The following is a 16,657-nucleotide window of genomic DNA, read 5'->3' as shown; positions in this document are numbered from 1 at the left end:
TTTTACTGCCTTAAGTTTCCTAAACCCGACTTAGTGGAAATCCTTTTTGCTTTACTTGCCGAATTAAATTGCTTCGAAGCTCTTTCTGGCAATGATGACAAAGCAAGCAGGAAAGCAAAAAGATTGCAGCAACGGCGGGAGTGAAGCAACCGATAGTGCAGCATCTTGCTTTACCCTAAACCAACTAAAATGGACTTTAACTTATCATTCAATAAATACTTGCTTCTGAATAAAAAGAACCTTATCTTTGCGCCACAATTAATTAATTTTTATTGCTTTAATATTATTCAAGAATGTATTTAAGTCCAGAAAAGAAGGCCGAAATCTTTAAACAACACGGCGAAGTAGAAACCAATACGGGTTCTGCAGAAGGTCAGGTAGCGTTATTTACATACCGTATTGCGCACCTAACAGAACACTTAAAGAAAAATCGTAAAGATTTCTCTACTCAGTTGTCACTTCAAAAATTGGTAGGTAAACGCCGCGGTATTTTGGCTTACCTATACAAAAAAGATATTGAGCGCTACCGTGCTATCATCAAAGCTTTATCGCTACGTGATATCATTAAACAAAAATAAGCGAATTTTATCAGCGAAAGCCATTCTTAAGGGAGTGGCTTTTTAATTTCCTGTTAATTTTTTTAACGGGATTTGTTATGATAGGCTTTTTTAATCCTATCTTGCGTTTGCAAAAACAAAACTTATATAAACAACGGTGTGTAGAAAGAGGAAAACACACCATAATTCTAATTAAATGAATGTAATAAAAAAATCGTTCGATTTGGGCGATGGCAGAATTGTAGAAATTGAAACAGGTAAACTGGCTAAACAGGCTGATGGTTCGGTTGTAGTAAAAATGGGTGATACCATGTTGCTGGCAACAGTTGTATCTACTGTTGGTGCTAAGCCAGGTACTGATTTTTTACCTTTATCGGTTGATTATCAGGAAAAATATGCAGCTACCGGCCGTATTCCAGGTGGCTTTTTACGTCGTGAAGCAAGATTATCTGATTACGAGGTATTAATTTCCCGTTTAGTGGATAGAGCTTTACGTCCACAGTTCCCTTCGGATTATCACTCTGATACACAAGTGATGATTTCTTTAATATCTGCTGATAAAAATATCATGCCAGATTGTTTGGCAGGTTTAGCCGCATCAGCTGCATTATCAGTTTCTGATATTCCTTTCAACGGCCCCATTTCTGAAGTACGTGTGGCTAAAATCGATGGTAAATTGGTTATCAATCCGTTTGCCAGTGATTTAGAGCGAGCTACACTTGAGTTTATGGTTGCAGGTTCTGCTAACGATATCTGTATGGTGGAAGGTGAGTGCGACGAGATCCAGGAGGATGAAATGGTTGAAGCTTTAAAATTTGCACACGATGCCATTAAAGTTCAATGTGCTGTTCAGGTTGAATTAACTGAAGCAACAGGCAAAACCGTTAAACGCGAATACAGCCACGAAGATCACGATGCTGATTTAAAAGCAAAGGTTTACGCCGATACTTACGATAAAGTTTATGCAGTAGCTAAAGCCGGTGGTAATAAAGATGTTCGTAAAGAAGGTTTTACAGCAATTATTAACGAATTCTTCGAGGCCATGCCTGAAGATACCGCTGATTTAACCAAAGCAATGGCTAAACATTATTATCACGATGTTCAGTATGATGCCATCAGAAATTTATTGTTGGATGAAGGTATCCGTTTAGATGGTCGCCAAACTACTGAAATCCGTCCAATCTGGAGTGAAGTTGGTTATTTACCAGCAGCTCACGGTTCAGCTGTATTTACACGTGGCGAAACCCAATCCTTAACTTCAGTTACTTTAGGTAGCAAAGATGATGAGCAAATGATTGATGGCGCTTTCTTTAATGGCTACCAGAAATTCTTATTACACTATAATTTCCCGGGTTTCTCTACAGGTGAGGTTAGACCAAACAGAGGCGCTGGCCGTCGCGAAATTGGTCACGGTAACCTGGCTCAGCGTTCGTTGAAAAAAGTATTACCACAAGGCGAGGCAAATCCTTACACCATTCGTGTGGTTTCTGATATTTTAGAATCTAACGGTTCATCATCAATGGCAACTGTTTGTGCGGGTACACTGGCACTTATGGATGCGGGTATTAAAATCAAAGCTCCGGTTTCGGGTATTGCAATGGGTTTAATTACCGATGAGAAAACTGGTAAATATGCTATTCTTTCAGATATCTTAGGTGATGAAGATCATTTAGGTGATATGGATTTTAAAGTAACCGGTACCGAAAATGGTATTGTTGCTTGTCAGATGGACTTAAAAATCAACGGCTTATCTTACGAAGTGTTAACCAAAGCTTTGTTGCAGGCTAAAGAAGGTCGTCTACACATCTTAAACGAGATGAAGAAAACCATCGTAGCACCTAACGAAGATTACAAACCACATGCGCCGCGTATCGTTTCTTTAACTATCGATAAAGAATTTATTGGTGCAATTATTGGCCCTGGAGGTAAAATTATTCAGGAAATGCAACGCGAAACCGGTGCTTCAATCTCGATCGAGGAAGTTGATGGTAAAGGTATTGTAGAAGTATTTGCTGATAATAAAGCAGCAATCGATGCAGCAGTTACCCGTATCCGTAATATTGTTGCTAAACCAGAAATTGGAGAAATTTACCAGGGTAAAGTAAAATCAATTATGCCGTTTGGTGCATTTGTTGAAGTAATGCCAGGTAAAGATGGTTTATTACACATTTCTGAAATTTCTTGGGAGCGTTTAGAAACCATGGATGGTGTACTGAAAGAAGGTGATAAAATCGAGGTTAAATTGTTAGACATCGATAAACAAGGTAAAATGAAACTTTCGCGTAAAGTTTTATTACCAAGACCAGAAAAACCAGCTGCACCAAAAGCTTAATCGGTAATCATTATGCTGAACTTGTTTCAGCATCTCAATAATAAAACCTTTTCAGTTTACTGAAAGGGTTTTATTATTTATAAAACATTTTTAGCAGGGAATTGCTGTTCCCATTATTATGCCATTCACAACAAAGTAAGACTTACCTGTTGTAACATTTGTTATAATTCCATCAGGCCATGGAGTTGTTAAGTGTGAGTTCGTAAAAATTGGCGTACCGGTTATAATTTTATCGGTTGAATTAGCTACAAAAACAGAAACAACTTCTGCACAATGGTAACCACCATAATCACTGCCTGCCATTGCGGTGATGAGAAATCCGGGCCCGGGCGGGCATACAGCTTTTTTAGAAGTGCTGAATTTTGGAAACGTTTGAGGCTTATGGATGGTAAAACCAAAAGCAATGCTCATGATAAAAATTGCGAGACCAGCAAAAATTAAGTGTTTTGTTTTCATAAGTAAATGATTTAATTGCTGTTAAGTTAACTCTTTTTTAATAAAACCACTTACTGAAAGGTACTAAATGGATTTTTGGGCTTTTAATTTTTTCTTTGGGGCGATTAACTTAATATTCTGGTTAAAAATTTTCTCAGTTTTTGTAACTTGCATCTTAGTGTCATGCTGATCCGATAGCTATTGGATTTATTTTACAGGTAAAGATAATGTTTCAATTGCCTTATAGCTCTTTCGTGGTCAGCATCTTTCCGGCTATTAGTATCCTGAAATGAATTCAGGGTGAAGATAATGGATAAATATAATTTTAAAAATGAATAGCGGAATTAAAATTAAAAGACTAAAAGATAATTAAATGAAATACATAATAGCCCCATCCATACTTTCTGCCGATTTTGGAAATTTACAGCGCGATATTGAAATGATTAATCAAAGTGAGGCCAATTGGTTTCACGTTGACGTGATGGATGGTGTTTTCGTTCCGAATATCTCTTTTGGTTTCCCGGTTATGGCGGCAGTTAAAAAACATGCTCTCAAACCATTGGATGTACATTTAATGATTGTGGAGCCTGATAAATACATTGAGGATTTTGCCAGAGCAGGAGCCGATAGAATTACGGTGCATTATGAAGCCTGCACACATCTGCACAGAACGATCCAGTTAATTAAGGCATCTGGTTGTAAAGCGGGTGTGGCCTTAAATCCACATACACCGGTAACATTGCTTCAGGATGTGATTGAAGACTTAGATCTGGTATTGATTATGTCGGTTAATCCGGGTTTTGGGGGCCAGGCCTTCATTCACAATACCTATAAAAAAATAAAGGATTTAAAAGTGATGATTCAAGGGGTAAATGAAAACCTGATCATAGAGGTTGATGGTGGCGTGGGTTTACAGAATATTGCTACATTAATGGCAGCCGGTGCTAATGCTTTTGTAGCTGGAAACGCAATTTTTGCAACAGATAATCCAACAGAAACGATTGCGGAGATGAAACGGTTAACCATGAGTATAAGTATTTAATTGTTTTATCGCTAAATTGTTTTGGTAATAAGGAGCATAGCGTTATAATTGTCTTGATATTCTTATCCCGACATTTTTATCCTGATACCTGATACTTTCATCCCGATACCCAATACTTTTTATCTTGATAATTAATACTTTCATCCCGATACACTTACATCCCGATACTAAAAATGCTCAAATTTCGGCTCATCCTGTTTCTGTTGATTGCTGGTTTCAGTTTTGCTGTCGCTCAGCCTTTAGTTAGGATTTCAGGAATAGTTTATAGTGATGAAAAGTTACCTTTAGCGCAGGTTACGGTAACCGTTCTGGGGCAGGCGCAATCTACAGTTACTGATGAATTTGGGATATATACGATTTACTCCAAATCAAAAACGTTTAGTATCAAATACTCGCTCCTGGGATACCAGCCGCAAACAGTTGAGTTCAGTGCGCGTTCGGGTGCGCGGATTATCAGGCAGGTAAGCTTGATGGCCAACATTAACGAATTAGAACAGGTTAATATAGTTAATAAACAGAATCAGTTAAGTAACGCCACTACTATTAATATTGGCGATGTTTCCTTTATGCCTTTAGTTTCCGGCAATTTCGAAACTATGCTTAAAACCCTGCCTGGGGTATCTACAAATAACGAATTAAGTGCTCAGTACAGCGTTCGGGGAGGTAATTTTGATGAAAATCTGATTTACATCAATGATGTAGAAATTAACCGGCCAGTATTGATCCGCAATGGGCAGCAGGAGGGTTTAAGTTTCATCAATTCAGATTTGGTGAGCAAAGCAAAATTCTCTGCAGGTGGCTTTGAAGCAAAATATGGCGACAAACTCTCATCGGTTTTGGATATCAGGTATGATAAGCCAGATAGTAATCAAACCATATTAAGTACGAGTTTGTTAAATACTTCACTAAGTACAAAGAGGGTGTTCCAAAACAGCTTTTTACTTGCAGGTTTGCGATACAAAAATAATACGAGTGTTTTAATTAAGCAGGATGAGAAAGGAAGCTATAATCCTGATTATGCTGATGCACAAGTGCTTTACCAGTACGATTTTTCACCAAAATTTAACGTCAGCTTTTTAAGCAATTTCAATATTGGTCAGTTTAAGTTGTTGCCTACCAATCGGGAAACCCAGTTTGGTACCTTAAGTACTACACTTAAACTGGATGTTGACTATACCGGACAGGAAATAGATGATTATCAGACCTTTGGTAGTGCCATTACTGCTGCTTATTCGCCTAAACCAAATGTGGTAGTTAAATTTATAAACAGCTATTTCAATACCATTGAACGGGAGCGTTTTGATATTAACGGAAGCTATATTTTTGCCGAAGTAGATCATAGTGTTTACGGCGAGAATTTTGGACAGATTAGCAAAAGCAGGGGAATAGGGAGTTATTATAATTACGGAAGGAATAGTTTAAATACCCAGATTTTTGCTTCAGAAATAAAAGTCGATCAGAATTTTAACAGTCATGTTTTTTCATGGGGACTGAAATTTGACCAGTCTAAGTACAGAGATCAGTTGAATGAATATAGCTATACCGATTCTGCAGGATATATTTTACCCAATAATGCTAAAAATATTACTTTACAAAATGTAATTAACGTTAAGAATAACCTTGATATTAAAAATTATAGCGCTTATATTCAGGATAGTTATTCGCTTTCCAGTTTAGCCGAACTGCAGTTGGGGGCACGTGCCACTTACAGTTCTTTAAGCAAACAGTTGCTGATCAGTCCGAGGGTATTAGTTGCTTACCGCCCAAATTCCAACAATAAAATATTGCGGTTTACTGCAGGTGTTTATAGTCAGCCCCCCTCATACCGGACCATCCGTGATTTTTCCGGGATATTAAACACAGATCAAAAAGCACAGCGGTCTTATAACACTTCTATAGGTTATGATTATGCTTTCGATGGTTTTGGAACAAGGCTGAAATTCACTTCTGAAGCCTATTTTAAATATTCTGACAGGTTAATTCCTTACAAAATTGATAACCTGAGGATCAAGTACCTCGCAAATGAAGTATCTCGTGGTTACGCCTATGGAGCCGATTTTAGCATTGGTGGTGAATTTGTTAAAGATCTGGTTTCCTATTTCAGAATGTCGGTAATGCACGCCAATGAAGATATCATTGGTGATAGTTATGTTCAGAATGGAACGACAATTTATCCTGGTTATTTAAAGCGGCCAACAGATCAACGCCTTAATTTTTCCATATTTTTTCAGGACAGGCTCTTGAATAGCCCCACTTATAAAGTTCACCTTAATGCACTTTATGGCTCGCGTTTGCCCATCGGTCCATCACAAACTCCACGATATTTAGATAAGTTTTATGTTCCATCTTACAAACGTGTGGATATCGGTTTTTCGAAAGATTTTTTAGATGATGCAGCTATGCATAAACCAAAATTCCTGGATAGAAATTTTAATGCTGTAATTCTGTTTTTCGAAGTTTTTAATATGCTGAATATTAATAATACGGTTTCTTATCTGTGGCTGAAAGATGTAGATAATGTTCAATATGCGATTCCAAATTATTTAACAGGGAGGCAGTTTAACCTGAAGTTGATTGTAAAGTTGAAGAATTAGCCAGTTTGATGGGATTTTCAAGACTTAAACCCAATACAACTTTTAATTATAACCTAAATATTTAATATTTAGATTAAATCGTTTAATTATAAAAACTGCAATAAATCAATCAATTTATAGCTTTTTTTTAACAAAATTTAATTTTTTAGGTGACGATTTTGTGGGCATAACTGCTTTAAAAATTTTACATTTACGCCCATAAAACATTATATAATAAGATGAAGCATAATTTTGGCGCAGGCCCTTGTATTTTACCTCAAGAAGTGTTTAAACAAGCAGCTCAGGCTGTTTTAGATTTTAACGATGGATTATCAATTTTAGAAATTTCGCACAGAACAACCGAATTTGAGGCAGTTGTTGCTGAAGCAGGTAAGTTGGTAAAAGAATTATTAAATGTGCCGTCAGGTTATTCCGTTTTATTTTTACAGGGTGGTGCCAGTTTACAGTTTGCCATGGTACCAATGAATTTATTGGGAGATGGACAAACAGCAAGTTATTTGGATACTGGCGTTTGGGCAACCAAAGCCTTGAAAGAAGCTAAATTTATCGGTAATGTAAATGTAGTTGCATCATCTAAAGATGCAAATTATGCATTCATTCCCAAGGATTTTCAAATCCCTGCTGATAGTGCTTATTTCCATTATACCTCAAACAATACCATTTATGGAACTGAGCTTTTCGAAGTACCTCAAACAAACATTCCGGTTATTTGCGATATGTCTTCTGATATTATGAGCCGCGTAATCGATGTTTCTAAGTTCGATTTAATTTATGCAGGAGCTCAAAAAAATGTAGGTCCGGCTGGTTTAACCATCGCTATTGTGAAGAATGAGGTATTAGGTAAAATTGACCGTAAAATCCCTTCGATGTTGAATTATCAATCGCACATTGACAATGATTCGATGTATAATACGCCTCCGGTTTTTTCTATATACGTTGCCTTATTAAATCTTCGTTGGTTAAAAGCTAAGGGCGGTGTTGCCGAAATTGAAAAAGAAAACAAACAAAAAGCTGAAGCACTTTACAGGGAAATTGATCGCAATCCTCTGTTTAAAGGAACCTGCGCTGTAGAAGACCGTTCCAGAATGAATATCTGTTTTGTCATGGAAAATCCGGAGTTGGAAAAACCATTTTTGAAATATGCTGAAGAGCAGGGTATTGTGGGCATAAAAGGGCATAGAAGTGTTGGTGGTTTCCGTGCATCGATGTACAATGCTTTACCAATTACAAGTGTACATGCTTTAATTGATGTTATGCAGGCATTTGAAGAAAAACAGGCAAAAGCAAATTAATTTAAATTATCACCACAGAAGATTAGGCGATTTCTTGATCGTTTTAATCATTTAATCTGTGCAATCATAAGTAACCATGATTAAAATATTAGCAAACGACGGAATTGATCCGATCGGAAAAGAATTATTAGAAAAAGCGGGTTTCCAGGTAGATACCGAAACTATTGCACAAGATCAATTAGCTGAAGCTTTAAAAAACTATGATGCTATTACCGTTCGTAGTGCAACAAAAGTTAGAAAAGAACTGATTGATGCCGTACCCAATATCAAATTAATCGGTAGAGGTGGCGTTGGTATGGATAATATTGATGTAGAATACGCACGAAGTCAGGGTATTGCAGTAGTAAATACGCCGGCTGCTTCTTCTTTATCAGTAGCTGAATTAGTATTCTCACATTTATTTACTGGTATCAGGTTTTTACAGGATGCCAACCGTAAAATGCCTGTTGAAGGCGCTACCCAGTTCAACAACCTTAAAAAAGCTTACGCTAAAGGAACTGAGCTAAGTGGTAAAACCATCGGTATCATCGGTTTTGGACGTATCGGCCGTGCTACAGCAAAAGTAGCTTTAGGTTTGGGAATGAATGTTCTGGCTTACGATTTATATCCTTCAGAATCAGAAATCACCTTGGAATTTCAAGGCGGAAAAACGGTAAGTATCCCCATTAAAACCGTTTCTTTAGCGGAAGTAATTACCGGAAGTGACTTCCTGAGTTTACATACGCCATTTGCTGATAAGCCTATTTTGGGTGCTGAAGAATTTGCTAAAATGAAAAAAGGTGTTGGTATTGTAAACTGTTCTCGCGGCGGAACAATTGATGAACCTGCTTTAATTGAAGCACTAAATTCTGGTCAGGTTTCTTTTGCCGGTTTAGACGTTTTTGATAACGAACCTACGCCATTAGCTGAAATTTTAACCCATCCGAAAATTTCGTTAACACCACACATTGGTGCGTCAACAAACGAAGCACAAGAACGTATTGGTACGGAATTGGCAACGTTGATCATTGAGCATTTTAAGAAATAACAAATTTGTCATTCTGAGCCCGTCGAAAGATCTTGGATGTTTCGACGGACTCAACATAATATTTTCGGTTAATCCAAAGCTTTAGTTAATACCCAATAGCGATAGCCTAAAATAGCCTTTTGCCATGCGCTTAACTTATTAGGATCTTTCTTGTATAAACTAGGCAAAATGGCATTGTTAATTTTAACAAGGGCTTTAAACAGTACTTTTTTCATACCTTTTATATTGCTGTAATTTTTTATTGAAGAAATAAAAGCCACCAGCCATTACCAAAATCAAAAATGCAATAATATAGGTAGATAGGCTACCTTTATTCTTTTTCTCCAAATCTTCTTTAAACTGTGCATTCTGATCCTGTAACTTTTTTATGGTAGTCATATAAGCTTCAATCCGCTCTTGTGAATGGTCTGCAACGGCTACTTTCTGCTGGTTCTGTAGGTCTTTATAATCCATTAAAACCTTTAGTTCCTTAAAAATATTATTATCCGTCAATACCACCTGCCGGAGAATCTCATTTGAATTTTTAATATCTTTCTTTGTTTGCCAGCCAAAAATACCAGATCGCTGCGTTAAACTTTCATCATATTGACCAAATTTTGTACTTCGTTCTTGAAGCAAAGAATTTACTTTAACCCGTTGTGCTGCATAAGCTGCAGAATCCTGTTGGGCAAAAGCTTTAAAACTAAATAAGATGACCAAAAAAAGGTAAACATATTTCTTCATGTGCTATAAACGCGAAAAGAGCAGAAGTTGTTTTACCCGGTTCAATGGTTCATTTGTCATTCGTTCATTGGTAAGGTGAGAGATCTGCCTCGATAGATTTTTCAACATCGTTGAACTCCTTCCGAAATGACGATTTTTCCTCCTTATTTTTTCCGCTTTGGTCTTTAGTCTTTCATCTTTAATCTTTCCGCTTTTAAGAATGAAACTCAACCCTTACGATGTCACCAAGATGCAAACCTAACAGTCCACTTGCTTTGCCTTTATTTATGGCAATCTCCAAATGGTTGCTAATTCCGAACAGGCAAAGTTTTTCGCCTTCCTGCACTTCATTGTAATGCCAGCTTAATTGCGTAATCGTCTCACTTTTTCTAAAATATAAGGTAAAGTCCCTGTTTTTTTGAATTTTGGTAAAAAGATCCTTGGTGATATTGGTAATTACATTACAAAAAGTATCAATATAAACCACACTGCCGCGAATCATATCCCGTTCAATCACAGGATGTAAAAGCATCTTTTGCTCAATCTCCGCTACAGGCAAGCCAATATCTTTCAGTTTACCACCTTTGGCTAAATGTATTGCTGCCTTAACAAAAATATCAACCAGGGGGAAGTGCAGATATTTTAGATCCTGCATGATATTCAGCTCCACCACATCTTCAGGAACATCATCAAAAAGGAGTGAGAAGATACCATTATCAGCCCCTACAAAAAAGTGATCGCGGTGCTTTACACCAATGTATTTCGTGTTTTCGCTGTAGACCGAATCTATACCGATGAGGTGTACGGTATTCTTTGGAAAGTAAGGATAAGCATTTTTTAAAACGAAGGCAGCATAAGAAATATTGAATGATGGCACCTCGTGGGTAATATCAACTAAATTAACATTAGGCATAAGACTCAACAGACTACCTTTAAGGGCACTCTGGTAAAAATCTTTTGAACCTAAATCTGTTGTTAAAGTAATTATCCCCATTAAAAATTCATTATTATTGCTTATTCTTGTGTACAGGCCTAAGCGTCTGCAAATATTCAAATTTTAATTAATATACCCCGATAACTTTTTAAAATACTACAGTTTGAACGAATTAAAATTAACTCTGGATAGCGTAAATCCTGCTCACTTTTGGGGGGCGAACAATGAGAATTACGAAATGATTAAAGGTGCTTTCGCAAAGTTAAAACTGGTGGCGAGAGGTAGTGATGTTAAGGTTCTCGGTGATGAACAGGAACTTAAGGCTTTTGAAGAGAAGTTTAACCAACTGATTGCGCACCTTGAAAAATATAGCTCGCTAAGCAATAATGATGTAGAAACCATACTGGGTGCAAAGGCTTCTGGTGTTTCAAAAAAAGATGCAGAACAGGCTACAGGTGGGGGTGGCGAGGTAATTGTTTTTGGTACGAACGGTCTGTTGGTAAAAGCCAGAACGGCAAATCAGCGCAAAATGGTGAGTAGTATTGCTAAAAACGATATTTTATTCGCTATTGGTCCCGCCGGAACAGGTAAAACCTACACAGCTGTAGCGTTGGCGGTAAGAGCATTGAAAAATAAAGAAATTAAAAGAATCATTTTAACCCGTCCGGCAGTTGAGGCAGGAGAGAACCTGGGCTTCTTGCCAGGGGATTTAAAAGAAAAAATCGATCCATATTTACGTCCGCTTTACGATGCATTGGACGATATGATTCCGGCAGAAAAGCTGAAGTTTTATATCGAAAACAGAACAATTGAAATTGCACCATTGGCTTTCATGCGTGGACGTACTTTAGACAATTGCTTTGTAATTTTAGATGAAGCGCAAAACGCAACTGATATGCAACTGAAAATGTTTTTAACGCGTATGGGGCCAACGGCTAAATTTATTGTTACCGGTGATGTTACGCAGGTTGATTTGCCCAAAAAGCAAATGTCGGGCTTATTCAATGGTTTAAGAATTCTTGAGGACATTAAAGGTATTGATATCATCTATTTAAGTGGAGAAGATGTTGTTCGCCATAAACTGGTTAAAGATATCTTAAAAGCTTACGGAGATATTCAATAAATGAGAGATGTAAGATAGATAATGTAAAAAGAGAAGGACTGAAGTCTTTTAAAAACAATATCCATCTTACATCCCTATATCTGACATTATTATTATGGAAAGTATTTATCTGGATAATAATTTAAAGCTTTCTTTTGAGAAATTGCCACATACTACTCGGTTGATTGTTTCAAAAAATGATGAAGAATGGGTTTGCAGAAAAGAAAAGCTTGAAAAGCTGCTGGCGTTCACTGATATTAATCAAACGCAGGCTTTTAAAGGGCGGCTTCGATTGATTAAATCGAATCACAATATTGATATTCAGGTTAAGAATAACTATATCGGCACCATCGCGGCAGAGAAATTTAAACAGGTATTAAATAATTTGAAATAAAGAAAGATGAAATGCCATAAATATTGAATTGTCATCCTGAGGGATAATTTATTGCATAAAAATCAATATGCTTTGACAAATAAATTTTAAGTACGTATATCTCTCGAGAGATCGTCATTCCCAACTTGATTGGGAATCGTAATGCAAGTGTTTTAAGATTCCCGCATGCGCGGGAATGACGACCGCGAAGTGGATTCTGTCAATGGTAGCTTGTCGAAGAATCTTCCGTAAAAATTTGCGAGTCGTTTCGACAGGCTCAACATGACAAACTGATAAGAAAGATGTTTATGATACAGCCTCTTTTTATATAGTTTTATCTTCTGACTTTTCACTCCAGTCTTCGGACTAAAGACTTTCAGACTTTTTTACTATTTTTACCCCCTCATGAAAGCACAAAAAGAAACCCATTTTAATTTTCCAAATCAGAGCAATTTTTATAAAGGTAAAGTACGCGATGTATATACTATAGCCGACCGTTTCATGATAATGGTGGTATCAGACCGTATTTCTGCTTTTGATGTTGTATTGCCAGAGGCGATTCCTTTTAAAGGACAGGTTTTAAATCAGATTGCGGCTAAATTTTTAGCAGCCACTCAAGATATTGTTCCCAATTGGGTTTTAGATGTTCCGGATCCAATGGTTACTATTGGCCGTATCTGTGAGCCATTTAAAGTAGAAATGGTAATCAGAGGATATTTAGCCGGCCATGCCTGGCGTGAATACAGTGCCGGAAAACGTTCTGTCTGTGGTGTTTCTTTACCTGATGGATTGAAAGAAAACGATAAACTGCCTCAACCAATTATTACCCCAACCACAAAGGCTTCTGTAGGACATGATGAAGATATTTCAAAGGAAGATATACTGGCGAAAGGAATTGTCTCATTAACCGATTATGAGCAGTTAGAACAGTATACCTACGCACTTTATCAGCGCGGAACTGAAATTGCGGCTAAAAGCGGTTTAATTCTGGTAGATACAAAGTATGAATTTGGGAAGGCCGATGGCGTAATCTACCTGATTGATGAAATACATACGCCTGATTCATCACGTTATTTTTATGCAGAAGGCTATCAGGAACGTCAGGATAATCATGAACCACAAAAACAGCTTTCAAAAGAATTTGTACGTAAGTGGTTAATTGAAAATGGTTTTCAAGGTAAAGATGGTCAGGCTATACCGGAAATGACTCCTGAAATCGTAAATTCTATATCAGAGCGCTATATTGAGCTATATGAAAAAATTGTAGGAGAGACCTTTATAAAAGCTGATGCTGATGCCATTTCCAGCCGTATTGAAACTAATGTTTTAAGGGCTTTAGAAACACTTTAAATTCGAAAGAAATTTATACATTAGTAAAATAAAGATTAGAGAGATGAAATTTTCAGTTGATAAACACGATAAATATGTAACCTTAAAGTTAGAAGAAAATAAGTTTACAAACGATAATGCTCCAGGTTTGAAATCAGAGTTCTATTTGCTTAATGCAGAAGGGTTTAAAAATATAATTGTTGATTTAAGTTATGTTACCGAATGTAATGATGCACAGGATTTGAGCTGTTTATTAGTTGGCGACAGACTTTGCAAATCTGCAGGGGGATTATTTATTGTAACCGGAATTAATGATGAACTGGCATCTATTATCGAATTGTCAAACATATTTCAATCTGTGATGTTTGTTAATACAATAGATGAAGCAACTGATTTTATCTTTATGGAGGAGCTGGAGAAAGAGTTTAGAGGCGCCAAATAACAAATATTTAAATAACATTCCGGCCTCGTAGTTTCTAAAAATCTACGGGGCTTTTTATATCTTAATCATGATGAAATTTGAAGTTACAATTTTAGGAAGTAGTTCTGCAACGCCTGTATTTAACAGGAATCCTTCTGCACAGCTTTTAAATTGTAATGAAAAATATTACCTTATCGATTGTGGTGAAGGTACACAACAACAACTGGCTAAATATAATCTTAAAGCAGCCCGTATCGATTACATTTTTATCAGTCACTTACATGGCGATCATTATTTTGGTTTAATAGGTTTGTTATCCAGTTTGCATTTAAACGGCCGTATAAAACCGATACAGATATTTGGCCCTAAACCTTTATTAGAAATATTAGAGATCCAATTTAAATACTCTGATACTGTGCTGAGGTATCCAATTGAATTTTTCCCAATTGAAGCCGATCAGTCTACCCAGATATTCGAAAATAACGATTTAACAGTTAAAACGATTATTTTAAATCACCGCATTCCAACTACAGGTTTTATTTTTCGGCAAAAGAAACGCCAGCGCAAGCTGATCAAGGATAAGGCAGATGAAGTGCCTATGGCTTATTATACTTCGCTAAAAAAGGGAATTGATGTAGAACTACCAAACGGCGATATTTTGCGTAGCCAAGATTACACTACTGAAGCGGATGCACCGCGCTGTTATGCATATTGCTCTGATACTTTATTTGATGAGCGGTACTTTTCTGCCATAAAAGATTGCGATACCTTATACCACGAAGCTACTTTTATGCACGATTTATTGGATAGAGCCAAAGAAACACATCACACAACTGCTTTACAGGCAGCAGAAGTAGCTAAAATTACAGGAGCAAAGAAATTACTTATCGGACATTTTTCCTCGCGCTACAAAACTTTGCAGATGCTTTTTGAAGAAGCCCAATCTGTTTTTGAAAATACTGAACTAGCTGTTGAGGGGAGAACTTTTCAGCTTTAATTTTTTTAAAATTCTATAGCATAAAATGGTCATCTCCATCCGATTCCTATCGGATGGAGCGCAGCGAAATCTATTGGTTAGATGTTGCTTCTCAGCACCTTTCTTCAACTGTGTTGCATTCGCTACCATAGATCAATTCATTTAATACGTATGTCATTCCGGCACTGGCGGGAATCTTAACACAGGTATTTTAAGATTCCCAACAGAGAATCTCTCCATTAGCTGTCATCCTGAACGCAGTGAAGGGTCTTTGGTAGATATTTTTTTGCCACAGATGCACAAAATACCACGGAAAATTTACTGTTGCTATCTGTATTTTTTTGAACAGATCGTCATTCCAGCCATTCTGTCTTTGCCTTCGTGGAGAAAACTGCACACAAAAAAAGTCCTGCAATAGAAACTGCAGGACTTTCTGTTTTATAAAAATTAAATTACTTATCTTTTTTATTGCCGCCACCAAATACAGAGAAGTGTACGTAACGCTTAGGGTTAGCTTTCAAGTCGATCATTAATTCGTCTAGATTTTTTGAGGCATTATTTAAATTCTGATACATTTTATCGTCGTTTAATAACAGTCCTAAACTACCTTTTCCACTTTTAATTCCTGATATTACACTTTGCAAATCAGCGATAGCATTGTTTGCATTATCTAAAGTCTGTTTAAAGTTAGCAGCAGCGAATTTATCAGTAACGGTATTGATATTGGTTAAAATATCACTGATTTTTTGGTTGTTATTATTTAAGTTGGCCGTAATGCCTTCCACATTTTTGAAGATGGCCTCAATACGGGCGCTTTCTGAGCCAACTAAACCATCCACTTTTTTGGAGGTTGTTTCTAAAGAGGCTAAAGTACCTGCTATGCTGTTAAAGCTTTTATCAACGTTTTTCTGAAAGTTAGGATTTAGGATAGAATTCACACTACTTAAAATAGAGTCCATTTTACCTATAATTAATTCCGCTTTCTTTTGAACCGGCTGCACTTGTTCCATTAAGCCTTTTTCTACATTAGCATTTAAAGTATAGCCATCTTCGGCCATCTTTTTTGAGTTACCTAACGACATGACAATGGCCTTGCTACCTAAAAGATCTGTACCTTCCAAGCGGGCAATACTGTTTTCCGGGATTTCATACTTGCTGTTTATGCTTAAGGTAGCGATTATACTTCCATCTCCCTGTAGCTCTAATTTAGCCACACGGCCAATCTGATAACCATTAATCAGGATAGGTTTTGATACAGTTAAACCATCAACCCTGGTATATTTTGCATATAATGTAGTTTCATTTGAGAAAATTGAATTTCCTTTTAAAAAATTATATCCAATTATTAATAAAGCAATGGCAAATGCAGCTAAAATACCTACTTTGGTTTCGTTCTTAATCTTCATGAGTGTTTTATTTAATGGTTACAAGTGTTCAAGTATTCTTTCTCCACTTGTAAGAGCGTAAATATTTTTATTGTGCTAAACCTTATAAATACACAAAGGCAGCACTGTTTGTTTGGTATATGTTTTATATTTTTC

The 16,657-nt window shown here is 36.7% G+C and carries 16 protein-coding genes; 11 read left to right on the top strand and 5 right to left on the bottom strand.

Annotated features, from left to right (window positions below; translation table 11 throughout):
- Positions 1-293: 293 nt before the first annotated feature.
- A complete protein-coding gene (rpsO, locus tag ABEG20_RS08800) occupies positions 294-578 on the top strand; it encodes a 30S ribosomal protein S15 (RefSeq protein WP_025146265.1) in 285 nt (94 codons plus the stop codon).
- Positions 579-753: 175 nt separating this feature from the next.
- Positions 754-2,889 (top strand): polyribonucleotide nucleotidyltransferase, encoded by a 2,136-nt coding sequence (pnp, locus tag ABEG20_RS08795; RefSeq protein WP_205055853.1) that lies wholly within the window; start codon positions 754-756, stop codon positions 2,887-2,889.
- A gap of 90 nt (positions 2,890-2,979) precedes the next feature.
- On the opposite strand, the gene ABEG20_RS08790 is transcribed toward pnp, so the two are convergent.
- Positions 2,980-3,345 (bottom strand): hypothetical protein, encoded by a 366-nt coding sequence (locus ABEG20_RS08790; protein ID WP_406826998.1) that lies wholly within the window; start codon positions 3,343-3,345, stop codon positions 2,980-2,982.
- 352 nt (positions 3,346-3,697) lie between these two features.
- Between ABEG20_RS08790 and rpe the strand changes: the two genes are divergently transcribed.
- The 4 genes from rpe (at position 3,698) to ABEG20_RS08770 (ending at position 9,279) form a co-directional block, all read left to right on the top strand.
- The gene (gene rpe / locus ABEG20_RS08785; protein WP_406826997.1) at positions 3,698-4,366 is read left to right on the top strand and encodes a ribulose-phosphate 3-epimerase; all 669 of its coding nucleotides are present in this window, start codon (positions 3,698-3,700) and stop codon (positions 4,364-4,366) included.
- Positions 4,367-4,539: 173 nt separating this feature from the next.
- Positions 4,540-6,960 carry a carboxypeptidase-like regulatory domain-containing protein gene (locus tag ABEG20_RS08780; protein WP_406826996.1) on the top strand — a complete coding sequence of 807 codons (2,421 nt, stop codon included), beginning with the start codon at positions 4,540-4,542 and terminating at the stop codon, positions 6,958-6,960.
- Between the two features lie 218 nt (positions 6,961-7,178).
- On the top strand, positions 7,179-8,252 hold the full coding sequence (gene serC / locus ABEG20_RS08775) for a 3-phosphoserine/phosphohydroxythreonine transaminase (protein ID WP_406826995.1): 1,074 nt from the start codon (positions 7,179-7,181) through the stop codon (positions 8,250-8,252).
- A 76-nt stretch (positions 8,253-8,328) separates the two neighbouring features.
- The gene (locus ABEG20_RS08770; protein WP_406826994.1) at positions 8,329-9,279 is read left to right on the top strand and encodes a D-2-hydroxyacid dehydrogenase; all 951 of its coding nucleotides are present in this window, start codon (positions 8,329-8,331) and stop codon (positions 9,277-9,279) included.
- Between the two features lie 68 nt (positions 9,280-9,347).
- Here the strand turns inward: ABEG20_RS08770 and ABEG20_RS08765 are convergent, their stop codons facing one another.
- The 3 genes from ABEG20_RS08765 to ABEG20_RS08755 all read right to left on the bottom strand — a co-directional run bounded on the left by ABEG20_RS08765 (position 9,348) and on the right by ABEG20_RS08755 (position 10,975).
- A complete protein-coding gene (locus ABEG20_RS08765; protein WP_406826993.1) occupies positions 9,348-9,494 on the bottom strand; it encodes a hypothetical protein in 147 nt (48 codons plus the stop codon).
- Entirely contained in the window at positions 9,475-10,002 is a 528-nt protein-coding gene (locus tag ABEG20_RS08760; protein WP_406826992.1) for a hypothetical protein, read from the bottom strand. Before ABEG20_RS08760 ends, ABEG20_RS08765 begins: the two co-directional genes overlap by 20 nt.
- 193 nt (positions 10,003-10,195) lie before the next feature.
- Complete coding sequence (locus ABEG20_RS08755) at positions 10,196-10,975, bottom strand: S-adenosyl-l-methionine hydroxide adenosyltransferase family protein (RefSeq protein ID WP_406826991.1); 780 nt, start codon at positions 10,973-10,975, stop codon at positions 10,196-10,198.
- Between the two features lie 103 nt (positions 10,976-11,078).
- Here ABEG20_RS08755 and ABEG20_RS08750 point away from each other — a divergent pair, with 103 nt between their 5' ends.
- The 5 genes from ABEG20_RS08750 (at position 11,079) to ABEG20_RS08730 (ending at position 15,137) form a co-directional block, all read left to right on the top strand.
- Complete coding sequence (locus tag ABEG20_RS08750; protein ID WP_406826990.1) at positions 11,079-12,038, top strand: PhoH family protein; 960 nt, start codon at positions 11,079-11,081, stop codon at positions 12,036-12,038.
- A gap of 94 nt (positions 12,039-12,132) precedes the next feature.
- Positions 12,133-12,411, top strand: a complete 279-nt coding sequence (locus ABEG20_RS08745) for a hypothetical protein (RefSeq protein WP_406826989.1) — start codon at positions 12,133-12,135, stop codon at positions 12,409-12,411.
- A 384-nt stretch (positions 12,412-12,795) separates the two neighbouring features.
- On the top strand, positions 12,796-13,740 hold the full coding sequence (locus ABEG20_RS08740; RefSeq protein ID WP_406826988.1) for a phosphoribosylaminoimidazolesuccinocarboxamide synthase: 945 nt from the start codon (positions 12,796-12,798) through the stop codon (positions 13,738-13,740).
- Positions 13,741-13,783: 43 nt separating this feature from the next.
- Positions 13,784-14,161 (top strand): STAS domain-containing protein, encoded by a 378-nt coding sequence (locus ABEG20_RS08735; RefSeq protein WP_406826987.1) that lies wholly within the window; start codon positions 13,784-13,786, stop codon positions 14,159-14,161.
- A 70-nt stretch (positions 14,162-14,231) separates the two neighbouring features.
- A complete protein-coding gene (locus ABEG20_RS08730) occupies positions 14,232-15,137 on the top strand; it encodes a ribonuclease Z (RefSeq protein WP_406827389.1) in 906 nt (301 codons plus the stop codon).
- A gap of 431 nt (positions 15,138-15,568) precedes the next feature.
- On the opposite strand, the gene ABEG20_RS08725 is transcribed toward ABEG20_RS08730, so the two are convergent.
- Entirely contained in the window at positions 15,569-16,522 is a 954-nt protein-coding gene (locus ABEG20_RS08725) for an MlaD family protein (protein WP_406826986.1), read from the bottom strand.
- Positions 16,523-16,657: the final 135 nt, after the last annotated feature.

Origin of the sequence: Pedobacter sp. KACC 23697, assembly GCF_045348445.1 — a bacterium.
GTDB lineage: Bacteria > Bacteroidota > Bacteroidia > Sphingobacteriales > Sphingobacteriaceae > Pedobacter.
The sequence above is the reverse complement of the archived record's forward strand: the minus strand, read 5'-3'. Positions and strand labels throughout refer to the sequence as shown.

Coding starts and splice junctions, on each gene's coding strand:
- rpsO (WP_025146265.1), top strand. CDS start 294: ATGTATTTAAGTCCAGAAAAGAAGGCCGAAATCTTTAAACAACACGGC.
- pnp (WP_205055853.1), top strand. CDS start 754: ATGAATGTAATAAAAAAATCGTTCGATTTGGGCGATGGCAGAATTGTA.
- ABEG20_RS08790 (WP_406826998.1), bottom strand. CDS start 3,345: ATGAAAACAAAACACTTAATTTTTGCTGGTCTCGCAATTTTTATCATG.
- rpe (WP_406826997.1), top strand. CDS start 3,698: ATGAAATACATAATAGCCCCATCCATACTTTCTGCCGATTTTGGAAAT.
- ABEG20_RS08780 (WP_406826996.1), top strand. CDS start 4,540: ATGCTCAAATTTCGGCTCATCCTGTTTCTGTTGATTGCTGGTTTCAGT.
- serC (WP_406826995.1), top strand. CDS start 7,179: ATGAAGCATAATTTTGGCGCAGGCCCTTGTATTTTACCTCAAGAAGTG.
- ABEG20_RS08770 (WP_406826994.1), top strand. CDS start 8,329: ATGATTAAAATATTAGCAAACGACGGAATTGATCCGATCGGAAAAGAA.
- ABEG20_RS08765 (WP_406826993.1), bottom strand. CDS start 9,494: ATGAAAAAAGTACTGTTTAAAGCCCTTGTTAAAATTAACAATGCCATT.
- ABEG20_RS08760 (WP_406826992.1), bottom strand. CDS start 10,002: ATGAAGAAATATGTTTACCTTTTTTTGGTCATCTTATTTAGTTTTAAA.
- ABEG20_RS08755 (WP_406826991.1), bottom strand. CDS start 10,975: ATGGGGATAATTACTTTAACAACAGATTTAGGTTCAAAAGATTTTTAC.
- ABEG20_RS08745 (WP_406826989.1), top strand. CDS start 12,133: ATGGAAAGTATTTATCTGGATAATAATTTAAAGCTTTCTTTTGAGAAA.
- ABEG20_RS08740 (WP_406826988.1), top strand. CDS start 12,796: ATGAAAGCACAAAAAGAAACCCATTTTAATTTTCCAAATCAGAGCAAT.
- ABEG20_RS08735 (WP_406826987.1), top strand. CDS start 13,784: ATGAAATTTTCAGTTGATAAACACGATAAATATGTAACCTTAAAGTTA.
- ABEG20_RS08730 (WP_406827389.1), top strand. CDS start 14,232: ATGAAATTTGAAGTTACAATTTTAGGAAGTAGTTCTGCAACGCCTGTA.
- ABEG20_RS08725 (WP_406826986.1), bottom strand. CDS start 16,522: ATGAAGATTAAGAACGAAACCAAAGTAGGTATTTTAGCTGCATTTGCC.